The sequence below is a fragment of the Bartonella sp. bp_1 genome (assembly GCF_055808085.1).
Genome location: NZ_CM147851.1, coordinates 2,394,046 through 2,414,177, shown reverse-complemented (window position 1 = coordinate 2,414,177; position 20,132 = coordinate 2,394,046). Strand labels below are relative to the sequence as shown.

The following is a 20,132-nucleotide window of genomic DNA, read 5'->3' as shown; positions in this document are numbered from 1 at the left end:
TAAATGTCATTTTAATAAAAAATAAAAAAAAACGTTTTAGATATGACTCGATCACTATGCATTTTGTTTTCAAAGGCATGTAAAAATAGGTAGGACGCCATGGCTGAAACGGCAGAACTCATTAAATCCTTTGTCGCGCAGCAAACGGATATCCGCTATCTCTCCGAAACCGCCATTCCTATCCGCGACACCTATATGTCGGAAGACGAGCTCAGTACACTTGCCGCTTCCATGAGCGCACGACAATCCATCGAACTTCCTGAATACAGCAATTTCGATTTTACCCGCCGTCTCAGTGAAAATGCCCGTTTTATTCTGCATGCCTTTCGCGCAACCGATGCAGCCGCACGCAATAATGAAACCATTACACCGGCTGCCCAATGGCTGCTGGACAACCATTATACGATTGATAAAACCATCCAGCAGGTCCGACGTGACTTTCCACGTAAATTCATCGACCAGCTGCCCCCTTTTGAAGGCCAATATAAATTGCCACGCATCTTTGCACTAGCCTGGCTTTATGTTGCCCATACTGACAGCAGTTTTTCTGTTTCCAGCCTGACATCTCTGGTTAATGGATTTCAACAAAATGAAGTGTTGCAGATTGGTGAATTATGGGCATTGCCTTCCGCTGTACGCCTGATCCTCATCGAAAATGCTCGCCGTCTATCATTGCGTGTCGTACGTGCACGCCGTATGCGCCAATTTGCCAATGATGTTGCCGATCGTATTGCTCTGGCAAATAATGATGAAGAACAAAAAGCACTTTTTAAAAAATATCAGGACCTTGTCGCCGATCCGACATTTGCAACCCACTTGATCTACCGCTTGCGCGCAACCTCTAGTGATGCAACAGCCGCTATTGCATGGGTTGAAGACGGACTTGCCCGCCATGGCAGCAATCCAGATACCGCCACAGCCGAAGAACATACCCGCCAATCAACCGGCGGGGTTACAATGGGTAATATTATCCGTGCACTTAAAGCCATTGACGATGTCGACTGGACGACATGGTTCGAGACTGTCAGCCATGTCGATTTTCTGCTACGCGATAATAGTGACTTTTCCGCAATTGATTTCCATTCGCGTAATACCTACCGCGTCGTCATTGAAAAAATTGCACGCCGGTCACCCTATAGCGAATTAGAAGTCACACAAAAAGCACTCGATCTGGCACATGAAGGTCACACCAATTTTGGTTCTTCAACCCAAGCATCCGTATCATGGTATCTAATCGGTGCCGGACGGCCTTTGCTGGAAGATGCCTGTTCTTATGAAAGACCGATACACACACGCTTCATGCGCGCTTATCGTGCATGGAAAATCGGCTCTATTGCCATCCCTGTTTCGGTCCTGACTTTGATAATCATTGCCAGCGTCTACATGCTTTTGCGCTACGCTGGTGTCACACCCCGATTGTCATTGCTCTTTACTGCACTATCGCTGTTTCCAACCATGGATACCGCCTTTGCACTATTCAATACTATCGTTGCATGGTTCATTCCACCAGACCGTCTAATCGGTTATGAATACAAGGATGGTATCCCTGAACAAGCCCGCACTCTGGTTGTCGTTCCAACAATGATCACCTCGCGCGACAGTATTGATGAACAGGTGCGCAATCTGGAAGTCCATTACCTTTCCAATCCGCAAGGTGCTGTCAATTTTGCTTTGGCAACCGACTGGGCTGATTCAAAAGTCGAAGAAAGTGATGATGATCTCGATCTTTATGACTATGCCCAAAAGGCAATAGCCGATCTCAATCATCATTATCGTGGTGATGGCCAACCTCTTTTCTACCTGCTACATCGACGCCGGCTTTTTAATGCCAGCCAAAAGTGCTGGATGGGATGGGAACGCAAACGTGGCAAGCTGCATGAATTGAATCTTTTGCTACGCGGCGATAAAGACACCACTTTCTATCCGGCTGATCCACGGCTACCGATGGATTTTCGCTATTGTATGACACTGGATTCCGACACCAGACTGACGCCAGAAGCCGTCACAAAACTTGTCGGCAAACTTGATCATCCATTAAACCGTCCAAGCTTCGATCCGGTCACACGCCGTATCACCAGCGGCTATGCAATTTTACAGCCACGCGTAACACCATCGCTGACAACCGGAGATGAAGCCTCTTTTCTACAACGCGTCTTTTCAGTCAATCGTGGTATTGATCCTTATGTCTTCGCTGTTTCTGACACCTATCAGGATCTATTGAAAGAAGGCACCTTCACCGGTAAAGGCCTCTATGATATTGATGCTTTTGAAGCGGCATTGGAAGGACGCGTCAAAGAAAACGCCGTCCTTAGCCATGATCTTCTTGAAGGCGGCTACGCCCGTTGCGCACTGGTAACCGATGTCGAAGTGGTTGAAGACTATCCAACGGCCTACCATGTTGACGTCGCGCGCCATCACCGCTGGATACGCGGCGACTGGCAGCTTTTGCCCTATCTCTTTATCCGCAATAATATCAGCCTGATTACCCGCTGGAAAATGCAGGATAATCTACGACGTTCCCTAACCCCGCTTTGCTGGATTATTGCCTCAATTGCCGGCTGGTGCCTGCTGCCATTGGGCATTGCCGCATTCTGGCAGCTCTTCCTGTTACTCGGCATGTTCATGGCACCAACGCTGGGCGTCATTCGCAATATATTGCCGGTTAGCATGGATAATTCCATTCGTGGCCATATTCAGGCCGTTATGACCAATATTGCCTTTTCTACCGCAGATGTAGCGCTGCGCACCACCTTTATTGCCCATTCCGGCTATTATATGGTCGATGCGATCATACGCACCCTCTATCGCATGGCCATCTCGCATGAAAACCTGCTTGAATGGCGTACTTCTGCTGCCAGCAAATCAGCACCCGATTCACTCAAGCACTATATCGCGATGATGTGGCCTGCCTCGGTTATCGGTCTGGTCGGCATTGCCCTGCCAGCCTTTTTAATGTCACCAGCTGCTCTTATTGCACTGCCTTTCTCTATCATCTGGTTCTTCTCGCCTTTTATCGCATGGCTCGTCAGCCGTTCGGCAGCCGTACAGGATTCGCTCGAAGTCCGCTCATCCGACAAAGGCGATTTACGCCGTATCGCGCGTCGTACATGGCTATTTTATGAAACTTTTGCCAATGCAGAAAACAATCATCTACCACCTGATAATTTTCAGGAGGATCCAGAGCCGATTGTCGCCCAACGCACCTCGCCAACCAATATCGGTGTCTATCTTCTATCAACGGTTGCTGCCCGCGACTTCGGCTGGATCAGCTTTACCCATACGATTGATCGCATCGCCAAAACGCTCGATACATTGGGCAAAATGGAAAAATACCGTGGTCATCTCTATAACTGGTATGAAACACACACATTGCGGCCACTTTTCCCGACCTATGTCTCGACAGTTGATTCCGGCAATCTTGCCGGCCATCTTGTAACGCTCTCATCGGCATTGCGTGAATGGGCCGAGGCACCTTCTGTCTATCTTCAAGGAGATCTCGAAGGTCTGCTTGATGTCAATGATATTCTCAAAGAAATACTCGACAATATTCCCGATGATCGCCGCATCCTGCGCCCATTGCGCCGACGGATTGAAGAACGGATCGCTAATTTCCGCCGCACGGTACGCACCGTTATGGACGAACCCGAAACGGCAACCTTCCGCAGTATCAACCTGTCGCTTGTCGCCCATGACATTGAACGACTGATCCGTGAACTCTTTGATGAAATCGGCTCGGCAGAAACCCGTCATGCATTGCAATGGGCCCACAGACTGATTGAAACATGCGAGGCACATACACAGGATGCTACCGATGATCATGATACGGAAAGCCTCCGTAAGACCCTGATCAAACTGGCCGATCAAGCACGTCAATATGCCTTCGATATGAAATTCGACTTCCTCGAACGCCCCGAACGTCGCCTATTGTCCATCGGATATCGGGTACAGGAAAACGAACTAGACGAAAGCTGCTATGATCTGCTGGCTTCCGAAGCTCGTCTGTCGAGCCTTTTTGCCATCGCCAAGGGCGATATCAAAGTTGAGCATTGGTTCCGTCTTGGCCGTCTTCTGGTACCTGTAGGCTGGAAAGGCGCCCTGCTGTCATGGTCAGGTTCAATGTTTGAATATCTGATGCCGCCGCTCGTCATGCGTGAACCTTTAGGGTCGCTCCTTGACCAGACCAACCGGCTAATTGTGCGCCGCCAGATCAAATATGCCAGCGAGCGGGGACTGCCGTGGGGTATATCGGAAGCGGCTTTCAATGCCCGCGACCAATTGATGAATTATCAGTATTCCAATTTCGGGGTACCAAGCCTTGGTCTTCAGCGTGGTCTGTCACGTAACGCGGTTATTGCCCCCTATGCCAGTATTCTAGCAGCCCAATATATGCCAGCAGAAGCCGTTGCCAACCTCAAACGCCTGCGCGATTTGGGTGCACTGGGTGAGTATGGCTATCACGATTCGATCGACTTCACACCGGCCCGTCTGCCGGAAGGTGAAAAATGTGCCGTCATCAAGAACTACTATGCCCATCACCACGGCATGTCGATTCTAGCCGTCAATAATGTCATCTTCGAAGGCCGTATGCGTGAACGCTTCCACCGTGATCCGGTCATTGAAGCTGCAGAATTGCTGCTGCAAGAAAAAGCCCCCCGTGAAATCCCGATGGTTCACGCCAAAACAGCCAATCCAATGCGTAATGATACCGGTGGCTTTGACGATGCACCATTACGTGTTGTGAACGCACCTTTAACCAAACCCTGCTCCACCCTGCTACTAGCCAACAATGGCTATTCAGTCATGTTGTCAGCAAAAGGCTCAGGATACAGCCGTTGGAATAATATCAATATTACACGTTTCCTGCCTGATGCCAGTGAAGACCAACAAGGCACCTTCTTCTTCCTGCGTGATGTGGCTACCGGCCGTTGGTGGTCGGCAACCGGAGAACCGACACGTGTCAGTGCAGAAGAAGCGGTAACCGTCTTTACCGATGAAAAAGCCGAATTCATGAAAACAGTCGACGGGATCAAGTCGACGGTTGAATGTATTGTTGCCAATGAAGGCTGTGGCGAAGGCCGCCGTATCGAACTGATCAACACCACGGCCAAAGACCGTATTATCGAAATAACATCCTATGCCGAACTGGTTCTCACCACATCGGATACAGATGCAGCCCATCCGGTTTTCTCACGCATGTTTGTCGAGACCGAAATTGCCGATAATGGTGCTACGATTTTTGCCAATCGGCGTAAACGTGCACCCAATGATCCTGATATCCATGTGGCCCATTTCGTAACCGATACATCAGGTATCATTCGTGAAGCGGAAGCGGAAACCGATCGACGTGTATTTATCGGCCGCGGTCGCTCTATCCGTCGTCCCACTGCTTTGGATCGCAATTCATCATTTAACGGCAGTCAGGGATGTGTACTGGATCCGGTTGCTGCAATCCGATGCCGTATTCGTGTACCGGCTCGCAAAAAGGCTGATCTCATCTTCTGGACTATGGCTGCCGACAATAAGGAAGCATTGCTCGAAAATATCCGTCATTATCGACAACCCAATATTTTCCCGCGCGAATATTCCATGGCATGGACCCACAGTCAGGTATCCATGTATCAGATCGGCATCAAACCGAAACAGGCGGTTGAATACCAAAAAATAGCAACGCCGCTGATCTATCCCGATCGCCAATGGCGTATCTCGCCTGAAGCAATCAGCGAAGGTCTGGGCAAACAATCCGATCTATGGCCGATGTCGATCTCCGGCGATTATCCGATCTTTCTACTGCGTATCGACAATGAAGCCGATATCGATGTTTTGCGTGATCTGCTGAAAGCCCATGAATATTGGCGTAATCGTGGCTTGATAGCGGATATTGTCGTACTGAACGAACGGGCTTTTTCTTATGCGCAAGACACCCAGCGCGCCATTGAATGGATCTGCGAGAGTTATCGCAACCGCTCAATGGAAGCCGATGGAAAGCCGCATATTTTTGCTGTACGACGTGACCAGATGAATGATGAAAGTTTCAATACTTTGCTGGCCTCTGCCCGCGTCGTCATGCATGCACAAAACGGACAACTGGCTGAACAGTTGCAACGTATGGAAAATATCGATTCCGATCTTAATGCCAAAAACAGCAATGAGAACGGTGGAAAAGAAGCCAAATCCAAGACCAAGCGCAAAAAAGACCAACAGGAAGAACAGCAGCAGGAAATCCTGCAATCGACATCGATCGGCCTGATTGGCAATGTTGCCAACACAATGCAACAACAGGTCAAAGGTGACGATCTGGCCTATTGGAACGGCTATGGCGGTTTCGACAAAGATGGCAGCTATGTCATACGTCTTTCCGGCCAGACATCCACCCCGCATCCATGGATCAATGTCATTGCTAATGAAAATTTTGGCTTCCATGTTTCTGCTGAAGGCGCTGCTTTCACATGGGCAGGCAATAGCCGTGATTATCAGCTGACCCCATGGGCCAATGATCCGGTCTCCAATCGACCGGGTGAAGGACTTTATGTGGTTGACCGTCAAAGCGGTGCCTGCTTCTCACCGGTTGCAACGCTGGAGCGTGATGAAAGCGTGCTTTATGAAGCCCGCCACGGCATGGGTTATTCCACCTTTACATCCCGTCATGGCGATATAAAGCTGGAACTGACCCAGACCATTCATACAAATGAACCCATAAAACTTTCACGTCTTGTCCTGCATAACCACGGTAAGCAAGACAAGAACCTGCGCCTCTATAATTATGCAGAGTGGGTTTTAGGCAATGTACGATTGCAAAATGCGCCCTTTATCGTACCGACCTATGACAATCGCCGCGGCGTCTTGTTTGCCCGAAACCCATATCATGTTGATAAATCAACGCAATTGAGTTTTCTGGCCGCCTCGCAATTACCATCTAGCGTGACAACCGACAGATCAGAATTTATCGGCGCAACCGGCACCGTCAAACATCCACTTGCGATCCGTCAGGCCAAACTATTGTCCAATACAGTTGAAGCCGGACGTGATCCATGCTCGGCACTCTCCTATGATATCGATCTCAAGCCGGGTGAAAGCCGTACGATCGTCTTCTATCTCGGCAACAGCGAAAGCCAAAAGGATGCCGACAAGCTAATCGACCAAATGCGTCAAAGTGAATTTGACAGTATTCTGGAAGCACAAAAAACCAAATGGCAGAGCTTTGTTGCACCTCTACAGGTCAAAACACCGGATAAATCTTTTGATCTTATGGTCAATCAGTGGCTACCCTATCAGGCCTATGCTTGTCGTATCATGGCCCGTGCAGCCTTCTATCAGGCCAGCGGTGCTTTCGGCTTCCGCGACCAGTTGCAAGATACATTGTCAATGTTGCTACTAGAACCGGAATTGGCACGTGAACAACTGATCAATGCTGCCTCGCGTCAATTCAAGGAAGGCGATGTTCAACACTGGTGGCTACCGGCAAGTGGTGCCGGTGTCCGCACGCTCATTTCCGACGATGTCGCATGGCTAGGCTATGGTACAGCCCTTTATGTAAACACAACAGGCAACAAGGACTTTCTGGATACACCGATTGCCTTTATTGAAGGTGACAAGCTGGCAGAAGACCAGCATGACAGTTATTTCCAACCATCGGTCTCAACCGATAAAGTATCCCTTTACGAGCATTGCGCCTTGGCACTTGACCTCGCTATCAAGAGGACAGGTCAACATGGTTTGCCGCTCATTCTAGGCGGTGACTGGAATGACGGTATGAATCTGGTCGGCGTCAAGGGTAAAGGTGAAAGTGTCTGGCTCGGATGGTTCCTTGCCAATGCACTCAACGCCTTTATTCCGCTAGCACAAGAACGCGGTGATACAACCCGTGCTAAAGCATGGAAAATCCATGTCGATAAATTACGCATCGCCCTTGAAAAAGATGGATGGGATGGTGCTTGGTACCGGCGTGGTTATTTTGATGACGGTACACCGCTTGGTTCGCATCTCAGCGATGAATGCCAGATCGATACAATTGCACAAAGCTGGGCAGTCATATCGGATATGGGGACACCCGAACATCAGCAACAGGCCATGCAATCCATGCTTGACCATTTGCTCGATGAAAAAGGCGGTCTTATCCGTCTATTTTGGCCACCTTTCAACAAGACCAAACATGAACCCGGCTATATCAAAGGCTATCCACCGGGTATCCGTGAAAATGGTGGTCAATATACCCATGGTGCATTATGGAGTATTTTGGCGCTGGCCAAACTCGGCCAAGCGGATAGAGCCTATGATGTCTTCTCGATGATCAATCCGATCCATCATGGCAAAACACCAGATGTCTACCGCGTAGAACCCTATGTTATTGCAGCCGATATCTATTCCGTCGAGCCACGCCGTGGCATGGGAGGCTGGACGTGGTATACAGGCTCTGCAGGCTGGTATTACCGTGCTGCAACTGAAGCCATTCTGGGTCTGTCGCGTAAGGATGAAAAACTTTTCATCAATCCGACACCACCATCACAATGGGACCAGTTCGAGATCGAGCTACATCATGGCAAGGCTGTCTATACAATCAAGGTTGATCGTGGTCCCCATGACCATCTAATGATTGATGGCAAGGTAACGAAACATGATGCGAACGGCATTACATTGCAAAAAACCGGACGCCATGAAATCTTGCTTACACTGGCTCAAAAAAGTACGCGTACTTTACAAACAACAACTGCTATAAAGAAGAAAGCGACAAAATCGAAAACCGCTTTAAAACCCACCAGCTCCTCTACGGCCAATCGCAAATCGAAAAAGACCGATAAAACAAAGGAATAGCAGATCAATGGCTTATACCGATATTGCCCGTCGTGTCTATAATCATACGTTCAAGCTTGATCCGATCTTACGGACCCTGCTTGATACGGATTTCTATAAATTATTGATGTTGCAAATGATCTGGGGGTTATACCCCCAAGTCAACGCAACCTTTTCGATGATTAACCGCTCCAGATCGGTAAGGCTGGCAGATGAAATCGACGAGCATGAATTGCGTGCTCAACTTGACCACGCTCGGGAATTACGTTTTACAAAAAGAGAAATGATCTGGCTTGCCGGTAATACATTTTACGGTCGCAAGCAGATTTTCCAACCGGAATTTCTGGCATGGCTGGAAAAATTCCAGCTGCCCGAATACGAACTCAACAAAAAAGACGGCCAATATGAACTGCACTTCCACGGACCATGGACACACACAACCATGTGGGAAATTCCTGCACTTTCTATCGTCAATGAATTGCGCTCGCGTTCTACACTCAAAAAATTCGGTCAGTTCGAGCTTGATGTGCTTTATGCACGCGCCAAAGCCAAAATGTGGAGTAAAGTTGAAAGACTGCAAAAACTCGATGATATCCGTATTTCCGATTTTGGCACCCGGCGACGCCATTCTTTTCTTTGGCAACGCTGGTGCGTTGATGCTCTAAAAGAAGGAATCGGAGAGCGTCTCTCAGGTACATCCAATGTCTTTCTCGCCATGGATTCAGATCTACCCGCCATCGGCACCAATGCGCATGAACTGCCCATGGTGCTGGCCGCCCTTTCCAATACAGACGAAGAATTGCAAAACGCTCCCTATCAGGTAATGCAAGACTGGAACCGCTATTATGGTGGCAACCTTCTTGTTGCCCTTCCCGATGCTTTCGGAACGGCCTCATTTTTACGCAATGCACCCGACTGGGTCGCAGATTGGACAGGATTTCGCCCTGACAGCGCGCCGCCGATTGAAGGTGGTGAACGCATTATCAAATGGTGGCAAGAACACGGCAAAGATCCGCGTGACAAACTGCTGGTTTTTTCCGATGCGCTGGATGTCGATTCCATTGAAGAAACCTATCACCATTTCAAAGATCGCGTACGCATGAGCTTTGGCTGGGGCACAAATCTTACCAACGATTTTGCTGGATGCGCGACAAGACCGGCCAAAAATCTGGAAGCCATTTCACTTGTCTGCAAAGTCAGTGAAGCCAATGGCCGGCCGGCTGTCAAGCTCGCCGACAATCCAGAAAAAATGACCGGAGATCCAAAAGTCATCGAGCGGTATCTCAAATTCTTCGGCAATGAAGAACGGATTGCCAAACCGGTCAAGGTATAAGCTTAAGAACCAAATTCAATCCAATATGTCGATGTGATCGCCTGAAATATTTTGAACGCCCCTTTTCCATATCCCTTATGGTGCGCTCAAAAACCTTGCCCGCCATCTTACATTGCACCTTTACCTCGATAATTGTGCAATCAATAGGCCCATATCAAAAAAGACCGATCTAACAACCAACAGTCTATGCCGGTTTTACTTAAAACCGGCAATATTTGTTCTTGTATCAAGCTGACAAAAAATTAGCAGGCTTAAACATCAAGATTGGCAACCGACAATGCATTATCCTGAATAAACTCACGACGCGGCTCGACCTCATCCCCCATCAGACGTGCAAAGAGCGAATCCGCATTGGTCGCATCGGTAACCTTGACCTGCAACAATGAACGCGCATTGGGATCAAGTGTGGTTTCCCAAAGCTGTTCGGCATTCATTTCACCCAAACCTTTATAGCGCTGTAAGGCAAGACCTTTTTTACCGCTGGCAAAAATGCTTTCAAGCAATGCAACAGGGCCTGAGATCAGCTCACTTTTATCTTTACGACGCAAAACCGGCGGCGTACCATAAACATCGCCAAGGCGTTTTGACAGGCGATCAATTTGGCGAGCATCGGCCGAACCGATCAAAGCCATATCAAGAGTCCGCACATCCTTGACCCCGCGTAATGTACGTTCAAACCGCAGACCACCATCATCCAGCAAGTGGCCGCTCCAACCGCGCTCCATATCTTCGGCAATCAGATCAAGTCGCGCGGCGACTTTATCGGCAGCAGCCTGCGCCTTTTCTGGTGTTGACAGGGCTTCTGGATTAAAGACACCGGCAATAGCAGCCTGCTCGACCACAACACGATCATAGCGTGTATGCAAATTATTCAAAAGCTGGCGTAAAAGACGCGCATCTTCTGCCAATTCCCGCAAATCAGCACCAGCACGCGCTTCACCTGTATTCAATTCGAGAACCGTTTCATCCAAACCCGTATCAATCAGAAACTCTTCGAAAGCCTGTTCATTCTTGATATATTGGGAGGATTTACCACGTGTTACCTTATAAAGCGGCGGCTGGGCAATATAGAGATGCCCACGTTCTATCAATTCCGGCATTTGACGGAAAAAGAACGTCAGCAACAAGGTACGGATATGGGCACCGTCAACATCGGCATCGGTCATAATGATGATCTTGTGATAACGCAATTTATCTGGGTTGAATTCATCCTTACCAATGGATGTACCCAATGCCGTAATCAGCGTCCCGATCATATCGGATGACAACATACGATCAAAACGGGCGCGCTCGACATTGAGAATTTTACCACGCAAAGGCAAAATAGCCTGATTTTGCCGTGAACGGCCGGATTTGGCCGAACCACCAGCCGAATCACCCTCGACGATAAAGATTTCGGATTTAGCCGGATCACGTTCCTGACAATCAGCCAGTTTGCCCGGCAAGGATGAAATATCCAGAGCGCCTTTGCGGCGTGTCAATTCACGCGCTTTGCGGGCAGCTTCACGAGCAGCCGCAGCTTCCACCACCTTGCCAACGAGAATCTTGGCTTCGGTCGGATGCTCCTCCAACCAGGTAGCCAATGCTTCATTGACGCAACTTTCCACCACCGGACGCACCTCAGACGAGACCAGCTTGTCCTTGGTTTGAGATGAAAATTTCGGATCAGGTACCTTGACTGACAAAATAGCCGTCAACCCTTCACGACAATCATCCCCAGTCAGGCTGACCTTTTCCTTTTTAGCAATACCGGAGCTTTCCGCATAACCATTGACCTGACGGGTCAATGCACCGCGAAAGCCGGCCAAATGGGTGCCCCCATCGCGCTGGGGAATATTATTGGTAAAGCACAGCACCTTTTCATGATAGCTATCATTCCACCACATGGCGACTTCAACGGTCATACCGTCTTTCTCGTTGGTGATATAAATCGGCTCTTCAATCAAAGGTTTTTTTGACTGATCGATATATTTAACAAACTCAATCAAGCCGCCGTCATAATGCAGCTCAACCTGTTTAACATCGGCGTGACGCTTGTCGGTCAACAGAATACGCACACCAGAATTAAGGAAAGCAAGCTCGCGCAAGCGCCGTTCCAGCGTCTCGAAATCGAATTCCGTCATGGTAAAAGTTTCAGAACTGGGCAGGAAGCTGACTTCCGTACCAGTCTCGTCACCGGCATCACCAACCACTTTCAACGGCGCATCGGTTGCACCATGGGTAAAAGAAATTTCATGAATTTTGCCGGCACGTTTAATACGTAGCTTAAGCCAGACCGACAAAGCATTAACCACCGAAACACCCACACCATGCAAGCCGCCAGAAACCTTATAAGAATTCTGGTCGAATTTACCACCTGCATGCAACTGCGTCATGATCACTTCAGCAGCAGACACACCTTCGGTCGGATGGATATCTGTTGGAATACCACGTCCATTATCGGTCACTGTACAGGAGCCATCGGCATTCAATGTAACGGTTACCAATGTCGCATAACCGGCTAAGGTTTCATCAATAGCATTATCAACGGCTTCATAGACCATATGATGGAGACCCGAACCATCATCAGTATCGCCAATATACATACCGGGGCGCTTGCGTACCGCATCAAGGCCTTTCAGAACCTTGATCGAATCGGCACCATATTCGCCGCCTGCCTCAGCCACTGTTTCGTCTGTCATGAAATCTATCCAATATTGCAATAAAAACAGGTACTTGAAAGACTTTTCCGAATCACCTGAAAACTCCGGTCCTTTATACGCTATCAGCCCCAATTTTCCAAATTCTCAAGGTAATTTAATCGTGGATAGAAAAGGATACACAGCACTGAATCTATGAAACAATACCAAGAATTGAAGTCGCCCCAAAAACAGAATAGAAAGAATGATCTTATGGTATTCGAGGAATATGAACATGACGATTTACAAAGTAAAAAAAGCTCTTACTTTTTTTGTTTGTTTTTGGATGGTGGCAGGCCTTTTTACAAGTGTTTCATCCGCACAAGACGCACCACAATCCTTGGATAACAAGTCTTTTGAAGAAGTCTTGAAGCTTGCTGAAAACGGCAATGTCGCGGCAATGTATGAGACCGGCGTCAATTATGATTCCGGCTATGGCGTTGAAGAGGACATCAACAAAGCCATTGAATGGTATGAAAAAGCCGCCAATGCCGGGGATGATGAAGCGATGTTCTCGTTAGGTGATACTTATGACAGCGGTGATGGCGTTGAGCGCAATATTGATAAAGCAATCACATGGTACGAAAAAGCGGCCGCCCAAAACAATAGCAGTGCCATGCTCAATCTTGGTTTCCTCTACTCCGATGACAATCATAAAGAGCAGATTGACTATAAAAAAGCGCGAGATTGGTATGAAAAAGCAACTAAGCTCGGCAATGTCAGCGCTATGTTCAGCCTCGCAACATTCTATGAATATGGGGAAGGCGTTGATAAGGATCTGACCAAAGCCTTTGAATGGTACAAAAAGGCCGCTGATGGTGGTGACGTCGACGCCATGGAAGCCATTGCCGAATTTTATCAGCAGGGAAAAGGCGTAGAACGTAATACTGGAAAAGCCCGCGAATGGGCAAAAAAAGCCAAAGCCGCCAAAGTACTTGAAGAGGCAAACGAATAGTCCGATGCCACAAAGCAAAACCAATTCCCTGTCCCATGAATTTGGCGAACAATTGCGCGATCTCCAAATTGAGATGAGAAACGGTGAAGTTCAACAAGAAACGCTCAATGCAGCTGAAAGACACCTGCAAACCCTTGACTGCAAAGAGAGCATAAAGACCTATTTATTTATACAGTCACATCTTTTTGGTTATGATGAAGTGAATACAATCAACCCGAACCTATCATGGCTCTCGAGATTTTTTCACATTAAATCCAGCACTTTGCCTCATACGAAAAAGGCTAAAAGGCTGATCAAGCAAACACCTTTGCTAGCATAGTGGTATCTTTATAGCCCAAATGGATATATTCGCGAACTTGCATTGGATTACCTCAAAGCCCCCAGCCCACTGCTTTTTCATAATTATGCATTGGTATCTCGGCTTAACGACTGGGTGCCTTCCATCCGAAAAAAGGCGCAGATAAAATTGCCCCAATTGTTCGATCATACCGATACTTCAATTGTCGGGAATTTGCTTTTTGAAGCCGCTTTACAATTTTCATCATGGGGAAGGTGGTCACCAAGTGAACGCAATACATTATGGCAATTCAGCGCTAGGGCCGACATCAGCAAACAATTGGCAAAATGGTTGTCGACACACAATAAAGGGCCTTTATGCCAAATATTGAAAAGCATATTAACAGCAGCAACACTTGATGATCACCTTCTTTTTCTTGCAACCGAATCACAACAAGTCTCTGTGCGTGCTGTCGCCTGAAGAGCACTCTTATTTGGCCAAGCACAGCAGAGAACAAGCTATCGTGAAGAATGGGCCGATAAAGTCTATAATCTGAAACGTCGTGTTCCTTGTTATACTACCCGTCAAATTAATACAGACGGTATCGACAAACATAATCTGATCATGTCTGCACTCGATCAGAAATATGTAACATTGCGCTATGTTGCTGCCGATTATATTCTGCAGCATTATAAAAGCTTACCGCAAAAACAAATCTATATCGACAAGCTATCTCACGATAGCGCGGATTCCATCCGTTCACTCGTCAAATATATGAAATGAACTAAAGCACATTCAGCGCTCTAGCGTGATATTTCAAATGATCATCCATAAATGTCGATACAAAATAATATGAATGGTTATAACCTTCACGACGATTAAATATCAGTTGAATATCCGCTTTCGCGCAAGCCTCCTGCAACGTATGGGGCTGTAGACCTTCTAGAAACTCATCTGCCATACCCTGATCAACGAGAATTTCACAGAATCTATGGCCATCCTCAATGAGCTCTACCGCATCATAAGCGCGCCACGACACGCGATTATCACCCAGATATTTTTCAAATGCCGGCTTTGACCACTTGGCCTGTACAGGATGACAAATTGGCGCAAAAGCAGAGACCGACTTGAAACGGTCAGGATTTTTCAACGCCATGGTAATGGCACCATGCCCCCCCATAGAATGACCGAAAATCGACTGGCGCGACAGATCAAGAACAGGAAATTCTTTTGTTAGAAGTGCCGGCAACTCATGCAAGAGATAGGAATACATACGATAATTCTTGGCAAAGGGTTCTTGCGTAGCATCAAGATAAAAACCTGCCCCCTGACCAAACTGCCAATTATCCTTTTCATCCGGTACATCAACCCCACGCGGGCTGGTATCGGGGCAGATAACCGCAATACCAAGCTCTGCTGCCATACGGCGATATTCGCCCTTATCCATGACATTTTGATGGCTACAGGTGAGGCCAGAAAGATACCACAAAAGCGGTACTTTACCCGATTTTTCCTCTTTTGTCCGCTCCATGCGGGGTGGCATAAACAAAGCAAAGGTCATTTCACATTGTGTTTCATGTGAAACATGGGTGTAAACACCCTGTACCCCCTCAAAAGATTTATTTTCCGAAACGATTTTCATCTCAACACAACCTTACCAATAAAATGACAAAACGAACCATCGTTTTAATAAAGAACTACGGAACGTATCGATTTGCCCTCATGCATGAGATCGAATGCCGTATTGATCTCATCCAATGGCATTGTGTGGGTAATCAGGCTATCAATATCGATCTTGCCTTCCATATACCAATCAACAATTTTTGGCACATCGGTCCGCCCACGGGCTCCACCAAAAGCCGACCCACGCCAAACGCGGCCCGTCACCAATTGAAACGGGCGAGTGGCAATTTCGGCACCTGCCGGAGCAACACCAATCACAATTGATTCACCCCAACCACGATGGGCAGCTTCCAAAGCCTGGCGCATGACATTGACATTACCGATACATTCAAAAGTAAAATCAGCCCCGCCATCGGTCAGATCCTGAATAGCCTGAACGACTTTATCCTGCCCAACATCATTAGGATTGATAAAATGTGTCATGCCGAATTTCTTGGCCATTTCAACACGACCGGGATTTAAATCCACGCCGATAATTTTATCGGCTCCGACCATACGTGCGCCTTGAATGACATTCAAGCCGATACCGCCCAGACCAAAGACAACAACATTGGCTCCCGGCCAGACTTTTGCCGTATAAACTACCGCACCGATACCAGTCGTCACACCGCAGCCGATATAACAGATTTTATCAAAAGGCGCATCCTCACGCACTTTGGCGACAGCAATTTCTGGCAAAACAGTAAAATTAGAAAAAGTTGAGCATCCCATATAATGGAAAATTTCACCGCCATCACAGGAAAAACGGGTTGTATTATCCGGCATCAACCCTTGGCCCTGTGTTGCACGAATGGCAGTACAGAGATTGGAACGTTGCGACAGACAGGTCTTACAACCACGACATTCCGGCGTATAGAGCGGAATAACATGATCGCCAACTTTGACCGAGGTTACACCGGCACCAACTTCACGCACAATACCGGCACCCTCATGGCCAAGAATAGCAGGGAATTTGCCTTCCGAATCAAGGCCAGACAATGTATAGGCATCCGTATGGCACACACCGGTCGCCATAATCTCGACCAGAACTTCCCCAGCCTTGGGGCCACCGATTTCAATGGTCTCGATCGTCAAAGGCTTATTAGCTTCCCAGGCAACAGCAGCGCGTGTTTTCATAATGTTTCTCCCGATTTCAACATTACGCCACTATCCCGATTAGATCCCCAAAGGTCAAATATTTTTCCCATCATCTTTATCCATTTGAAGCTTCGCATGATAACATTGTCGTCACTTCAATTATGCATATATCTAGATATCAACCCTATAATCCCATTATAAAGCAATGGTCATAAAAACAATAAAGGTGAAAATAAGCCAGAGGCCGCTCAGGCCATAAAAATACCATCGCCGCCCTCTCAGCATGAAGCGCCCTGCAAAAAGAGCATAAAATATCAACGCATAGGATGTGATCTGTGCAATCTTTTGCTTATTATCATTTTGCACCGCCAAACGGGCTTTCATCAATTGCCGGACGTCTTCGTTATCAAACCTTTTATAAAGATCAGGCAATATCCGTATCGGCATACGGCTATCTGTTACTTCGTGTTGAATCAATGCCTCTATTGCTTCAGAATGATACGGACGCTTGATAGAATAATAACTGCCATAAAACATAAAAAACAAAACATAAGGGATCAGCAGGAAGGCAATAAGCTGTATAATTCCGGGCGACCAACGGCCTGGTGCTTTCTCGGTGAGATCATAACTAAGCTTTGGTAAACCTAAAAAGCCATTTTTCCACAATCGGTTACGGACGGCTCGATACCAAAAGCTAGTCTTTATACCCTTATCAAGCCAAGCTTTTATAGCCTGCCGCAACCGGGCAACACTCTCCTTATTATAGATGAGCAATCCCGAAGGATAAAACTCCTGCAACCATAAAAGCAGATATTCCCCATATACCATATCATGACTGCAAAACTCACCCGGCTCCGCCGTTTGCAACTTTTTATGCAAATAGCTAAACTCCGTTAGAGAAATAATACGCCTATATAAGGCTAAGTCTAAACGGCGCTGTACAATCATCTGGTGAATCATGCTTGTATATGGAGCGCCATTATCTACCGCACGATAATGATTATAGAGTTGCAATAGAGGACCTGTATTGACGTGATGCTCCAATAAAATGGCCCCTAATCGTTCCAGCCGTTCATCCTGCCGATCAAGATCACATGCTTTCAGCTCATCATCCAAATTACATATCTTACACCATATAGAATCAGGCAATGTTGCCGGCTTTCCAACATTAAAAGATGTCGAATCGGGAAGCAGCAAGACATTACGGAGAGCCGGATCACTCAACATCCGTTCAAATTCAAGAAGTAGGTCATCATCCTGTCTTGAGATTAACTGTTCATTTTCGTTATCTATATTTTGTTCATTATCTATATCTTGAACATTTAAGTTTTGCTTTGATAAACAATCGTGACTTTGAGCCTCGTTATTGCTGGCAAAAATATTTACAAAATTGATAGACTTAACATCGGCATTAAACAAACGATCAGACATGCTGTCCAGCGCTTCTCCCAATGCCTCACGCAAAGTAATAAAAGCCTTAGGATCAATCTCAGGATCAATCATTTTTAATTTTTTGGCATAAGCACGCCGAATTTCTCGTTTATCGGCAGTTTGCTCAATACCCAGTATCTGCCAACACGATTTGTCCATTACAAAAACCGATCACCTTCAATATGGTCGAGCAACTCTTTAAGACTCTTTTGAGCATCCAAAATTTCTCGCGGATTCTGGCCTTCCAATATGCTCTCGAATTCGCGCAAAGCATTATCAACCCTATCGCGTTCAATCCCGAGCAAGGCTTCATAACATTTGGCGCCACGTGCCAACAAAGCGGTATTAACCGCGTTTTCACGTGGGTGAAACTTTAGTGCCGCCAGCACACTACGGCGGTTTTCAAGTTCCTTTTCATCAAGCACATCTTCGCGGTCAACAATAACCAGCTGTTTCTGAATATCTGTACCAGGCACTGAAATATCAACTTCCAGAAGCCCGCTAATGTCATAACTGAAACGACATTCAACAACCACTTCGCCTGCTGGACGACGTGGTATTGTAGTGGAAATTTCCCCCAGTTTGAGATTATCTTCAAGCTTACGTGCCTCACCTTGATAAATAACAAAATTGATCTTGCTCTGCCGATCCTTAATCGTCGAAAAAACATGGCTACGGCTCGCTGGTAACACCGTGTTGCGATTAATCATCGGCACATAAACTTCGTGCCAATTACCATGATGGTCATCATCAACTGCACCGACGCCCATAGTAAAGGGACTGACATCCGTCAAACGCACCTCGTTGAGTTCGACATCTTTTTCAATCAAACCACAAACGGTAGCAGCCCCCAACGCCACAGCATGATCAGGATCAATAAGATGATTGGCAAAACGGCCAAACATTTTAGCCACCGCTTTGCGCACAACCGGCATACGAGTCGAACCTCCGACCAGCACCAGTTCGCTTAAATCCATAGCCTTAATAGAGGCGTCCCGCAAAGAACGAAGAACCGGTGAACGCAAATGCTCGATCAGTTCTTGAGCACCGTGCTCGAATTCATCCTCACTAATCTCAACCTCATAGACCTTATCTCGCCATACAAATGAGAACAATGCCTTTTTTTGGCGGCTTAACAACCGGCGGGTTTTTTCAGCAGCCTGTTTCAACCGCTCAACCAAAGCAATACTGTGTTCGCCCTTACCAAACTTCATCTTTTGCAGTGCAAGAGCGATCACGACATCATTAAAATCTTCGCCACCAAGAAAATTATCGCCTGCTGTTGCCCGCACTTCAACAATGCCTTCAAACACTTCGACAATAGATACATCAAATGTTCCGCCGCCAAGGTCGAAAACCAAAAAGGGCTCTTTATCATCACGCTCAATAATACCATAGGCAAGAGCGGCAGCCGTCGGTTCATTTATCAAACGACGTACTTTAAAACCGGCCAGCTCACCAGCACGTTTGGTCGCCTTACGCTGACGATCATTAAAATAGGCCGGCACAGTAATCACAGCCTCGTCAACAATCTGTCCAAGATGAACCTCGGCATCATGTTTCAATGCACGCAAAACGAGCGCTGAAAGCTCCTCCGGACTGTACGTTTTTTTTCCCAGTCCCAGCTTAATACCCTTACCCATATGACGCTTAAATACCGATTGAGTGCGTTCAGGGTCCACAGATTTACGCTCACGCGCGGCCATACCGATGAGCAAATTATCATCATGATCAAGGCTAACAACCGAGGGTGTGAGAAAATCACCAAGCGCATTGGGAATAAGATGCGCTTTTCCATCCTTCCAATAAGAAGCGGCACTATTGGTTGTGCCAAGATCAATTCCGATCATCATGATAAAAGCCCTACATCTACTATAATTCCTACCGCTATAGCAAAATACAAAGCACATT

General features: G+C 47.1%; 11 protein-coding genes. 6 read left to right on the top strand and 5 right to left on the bottom strand.

What is annotated here, in order from left to right:
* The first annotated feature begins 99 nt into the window (after positions 1-99).
* Both ACYZ97_RS12000 and pncB read left to right on the top strand, forming a co-directional pair.
* Positions 100-8,808: a GH36-type glycosyl hydrolase domain-containing protein gene (locus ACYZ97_RS12000; RefSeq protein ID WP_473299150.1), complete on the top strand. Its 8,709-nt coding sequence runs from the start codon at positions 100-102 to the stop codon at positions 8,806-8,808.
* 7 nt (positions 8,809-8,815) lie between these two features.
* The gene (gene pncB, locus ACYZ97_RS11995; RefSeq protein WP_473299148.1) at positions 8,816-10,120 is read left to right on the top strand and encodes a nicotinate phosphoribosyltransferase; all 1,305 of its coding nucleotides are present in this window, start codon (positions 8,816-8,818) and stop codon (positions 10,118-10,120) included.
* A 251-nt stretch (positions 10,121-10,371) separates the two neighbouring features.
* Here the strand turns inward: pncB and gyrB are convergent, their stop codons facing one another.
* Positions 10,372-12,801 (bottom strand): DNA topoisomerase (ATP-hydrolyzing) subunit B, encoded by a 2,430-nt coding sequence (gene gyrB, locus ACYZ97_RS11990; RefSeq protein ID WP_473299147.1) that lies wholly within the window; start codon positions 12,799-12,801, stop codon positions 10,372-10,374.
* Between the two features lie 232 nt (positions 12,802-13,033).
* Between gyrB and ACYZ97_RS11985 the strand changes: the two genes are divergently transcribed.
* From ACYZ97_RS11985 to ACYZ97_RS11970, 4 genes are all read left to right on the top strand, one after another.
* Positions 13,034-13,753, top strand: coding sequence for a tetratricopeptide repeat protein (locus ACYZ97_RS11985; RefSeq protein WP_473299145.1), 720 nt, complete (start codon positions 13,034-13,036; stop codon positions 13,751-13,753).
* Between the two features lie 4 nt (positions 13,754-13,757).
* On the top strand, positions 13,758-14,072 hold the full coding sequence (locus tag ACYZ97_RS11980) for a hypothetical protein (RefSeq protein ID WP_473299144.1): 315 nt from the start codon (positions 13,758-13,760) through the stop codon (positions 14,070-14,072).
* A gap of 147 nt (positions 14,073-14,219) precedes the next feature.
* Entirely contained in the window at positions 14,220-14,510 is a 291-nt protein-coding gene (locus ACYZ97_RS11975; protein ID WP_473299143.1) for a hypothetical protein, read from the top strand.
* A 144-nt stretch (positions 14,511-14,654) separates the two neighbouring features.
* Positions 14,655-14,813 (top strand): hypothetical protein, encoded by a 159-nt coding sequence (locus tag ACYZ97_RS11970; protein WP_473299142.1) that lies wholly within the window; start codon positions 14,655-14,657, stop codon positions 14,811-14,813.
* Between the two features lies 1 nt (position 14,814).
* On the opposite strand, the gene fghA is transcribed toward ACYZ97_RS11970, so the two are convergent.
* The 4 genes from fghA to ACYZ97_RS11950 form a co-directional block, all read right to left on the bottom strand.
* The gene (gene fghA, locus ACYZ97_RS11965) at positions 14,815-15,672 is read right to left on the bottom strand and encodes an S-formylglutathione hydrolase (protein ID WP_473299141.1); all 858 of its coding nucleotides are present in this window, start codon (positions 15,670-15,672) and stop codon (positions 14,815-14,817) included.
* A gap of 44 nt (positions 15,673-15,716) precedes the next feature.
* Entirely contained in the window at positions 15,717-16,829 is a 1,113-nt protein-coding gene (locus ACYZ97_RS11960; RefSeq protein WP_473299139.1) for an S-(hydroxymethyl)glutathione dehydrogenase/class III alcohol dehydrogenase, read from the bottom strand.
* A gap of 156 nt (positions 16,830-16,985) precedes the next feature.
* On the bottom strand, positions 16,986-18,293 hold the full coding sequence (locus ACYZ97_RS11955) for a hypothetical protein (RefSeq protein WP_473299138.1): 1,308 nt from the start codon (positions 18,291-18,293) through the stop codon (positions 16,986-16,988).
* An 86-nt stretch (positions 18,294-18,379) separates the two neighbouring features.
* A complete protein-coding gene (locus ACYZ97_RS11950; RefSeq protein WP_473299137.1) occupies positions 18,380-20,074 on the bottom strand; it encodes an Hsp70 family protein in 1,695 nt (564 codons plus the stop codon).
* Positions 20,075-20,132: the final 58 nt, after the last annotated feature.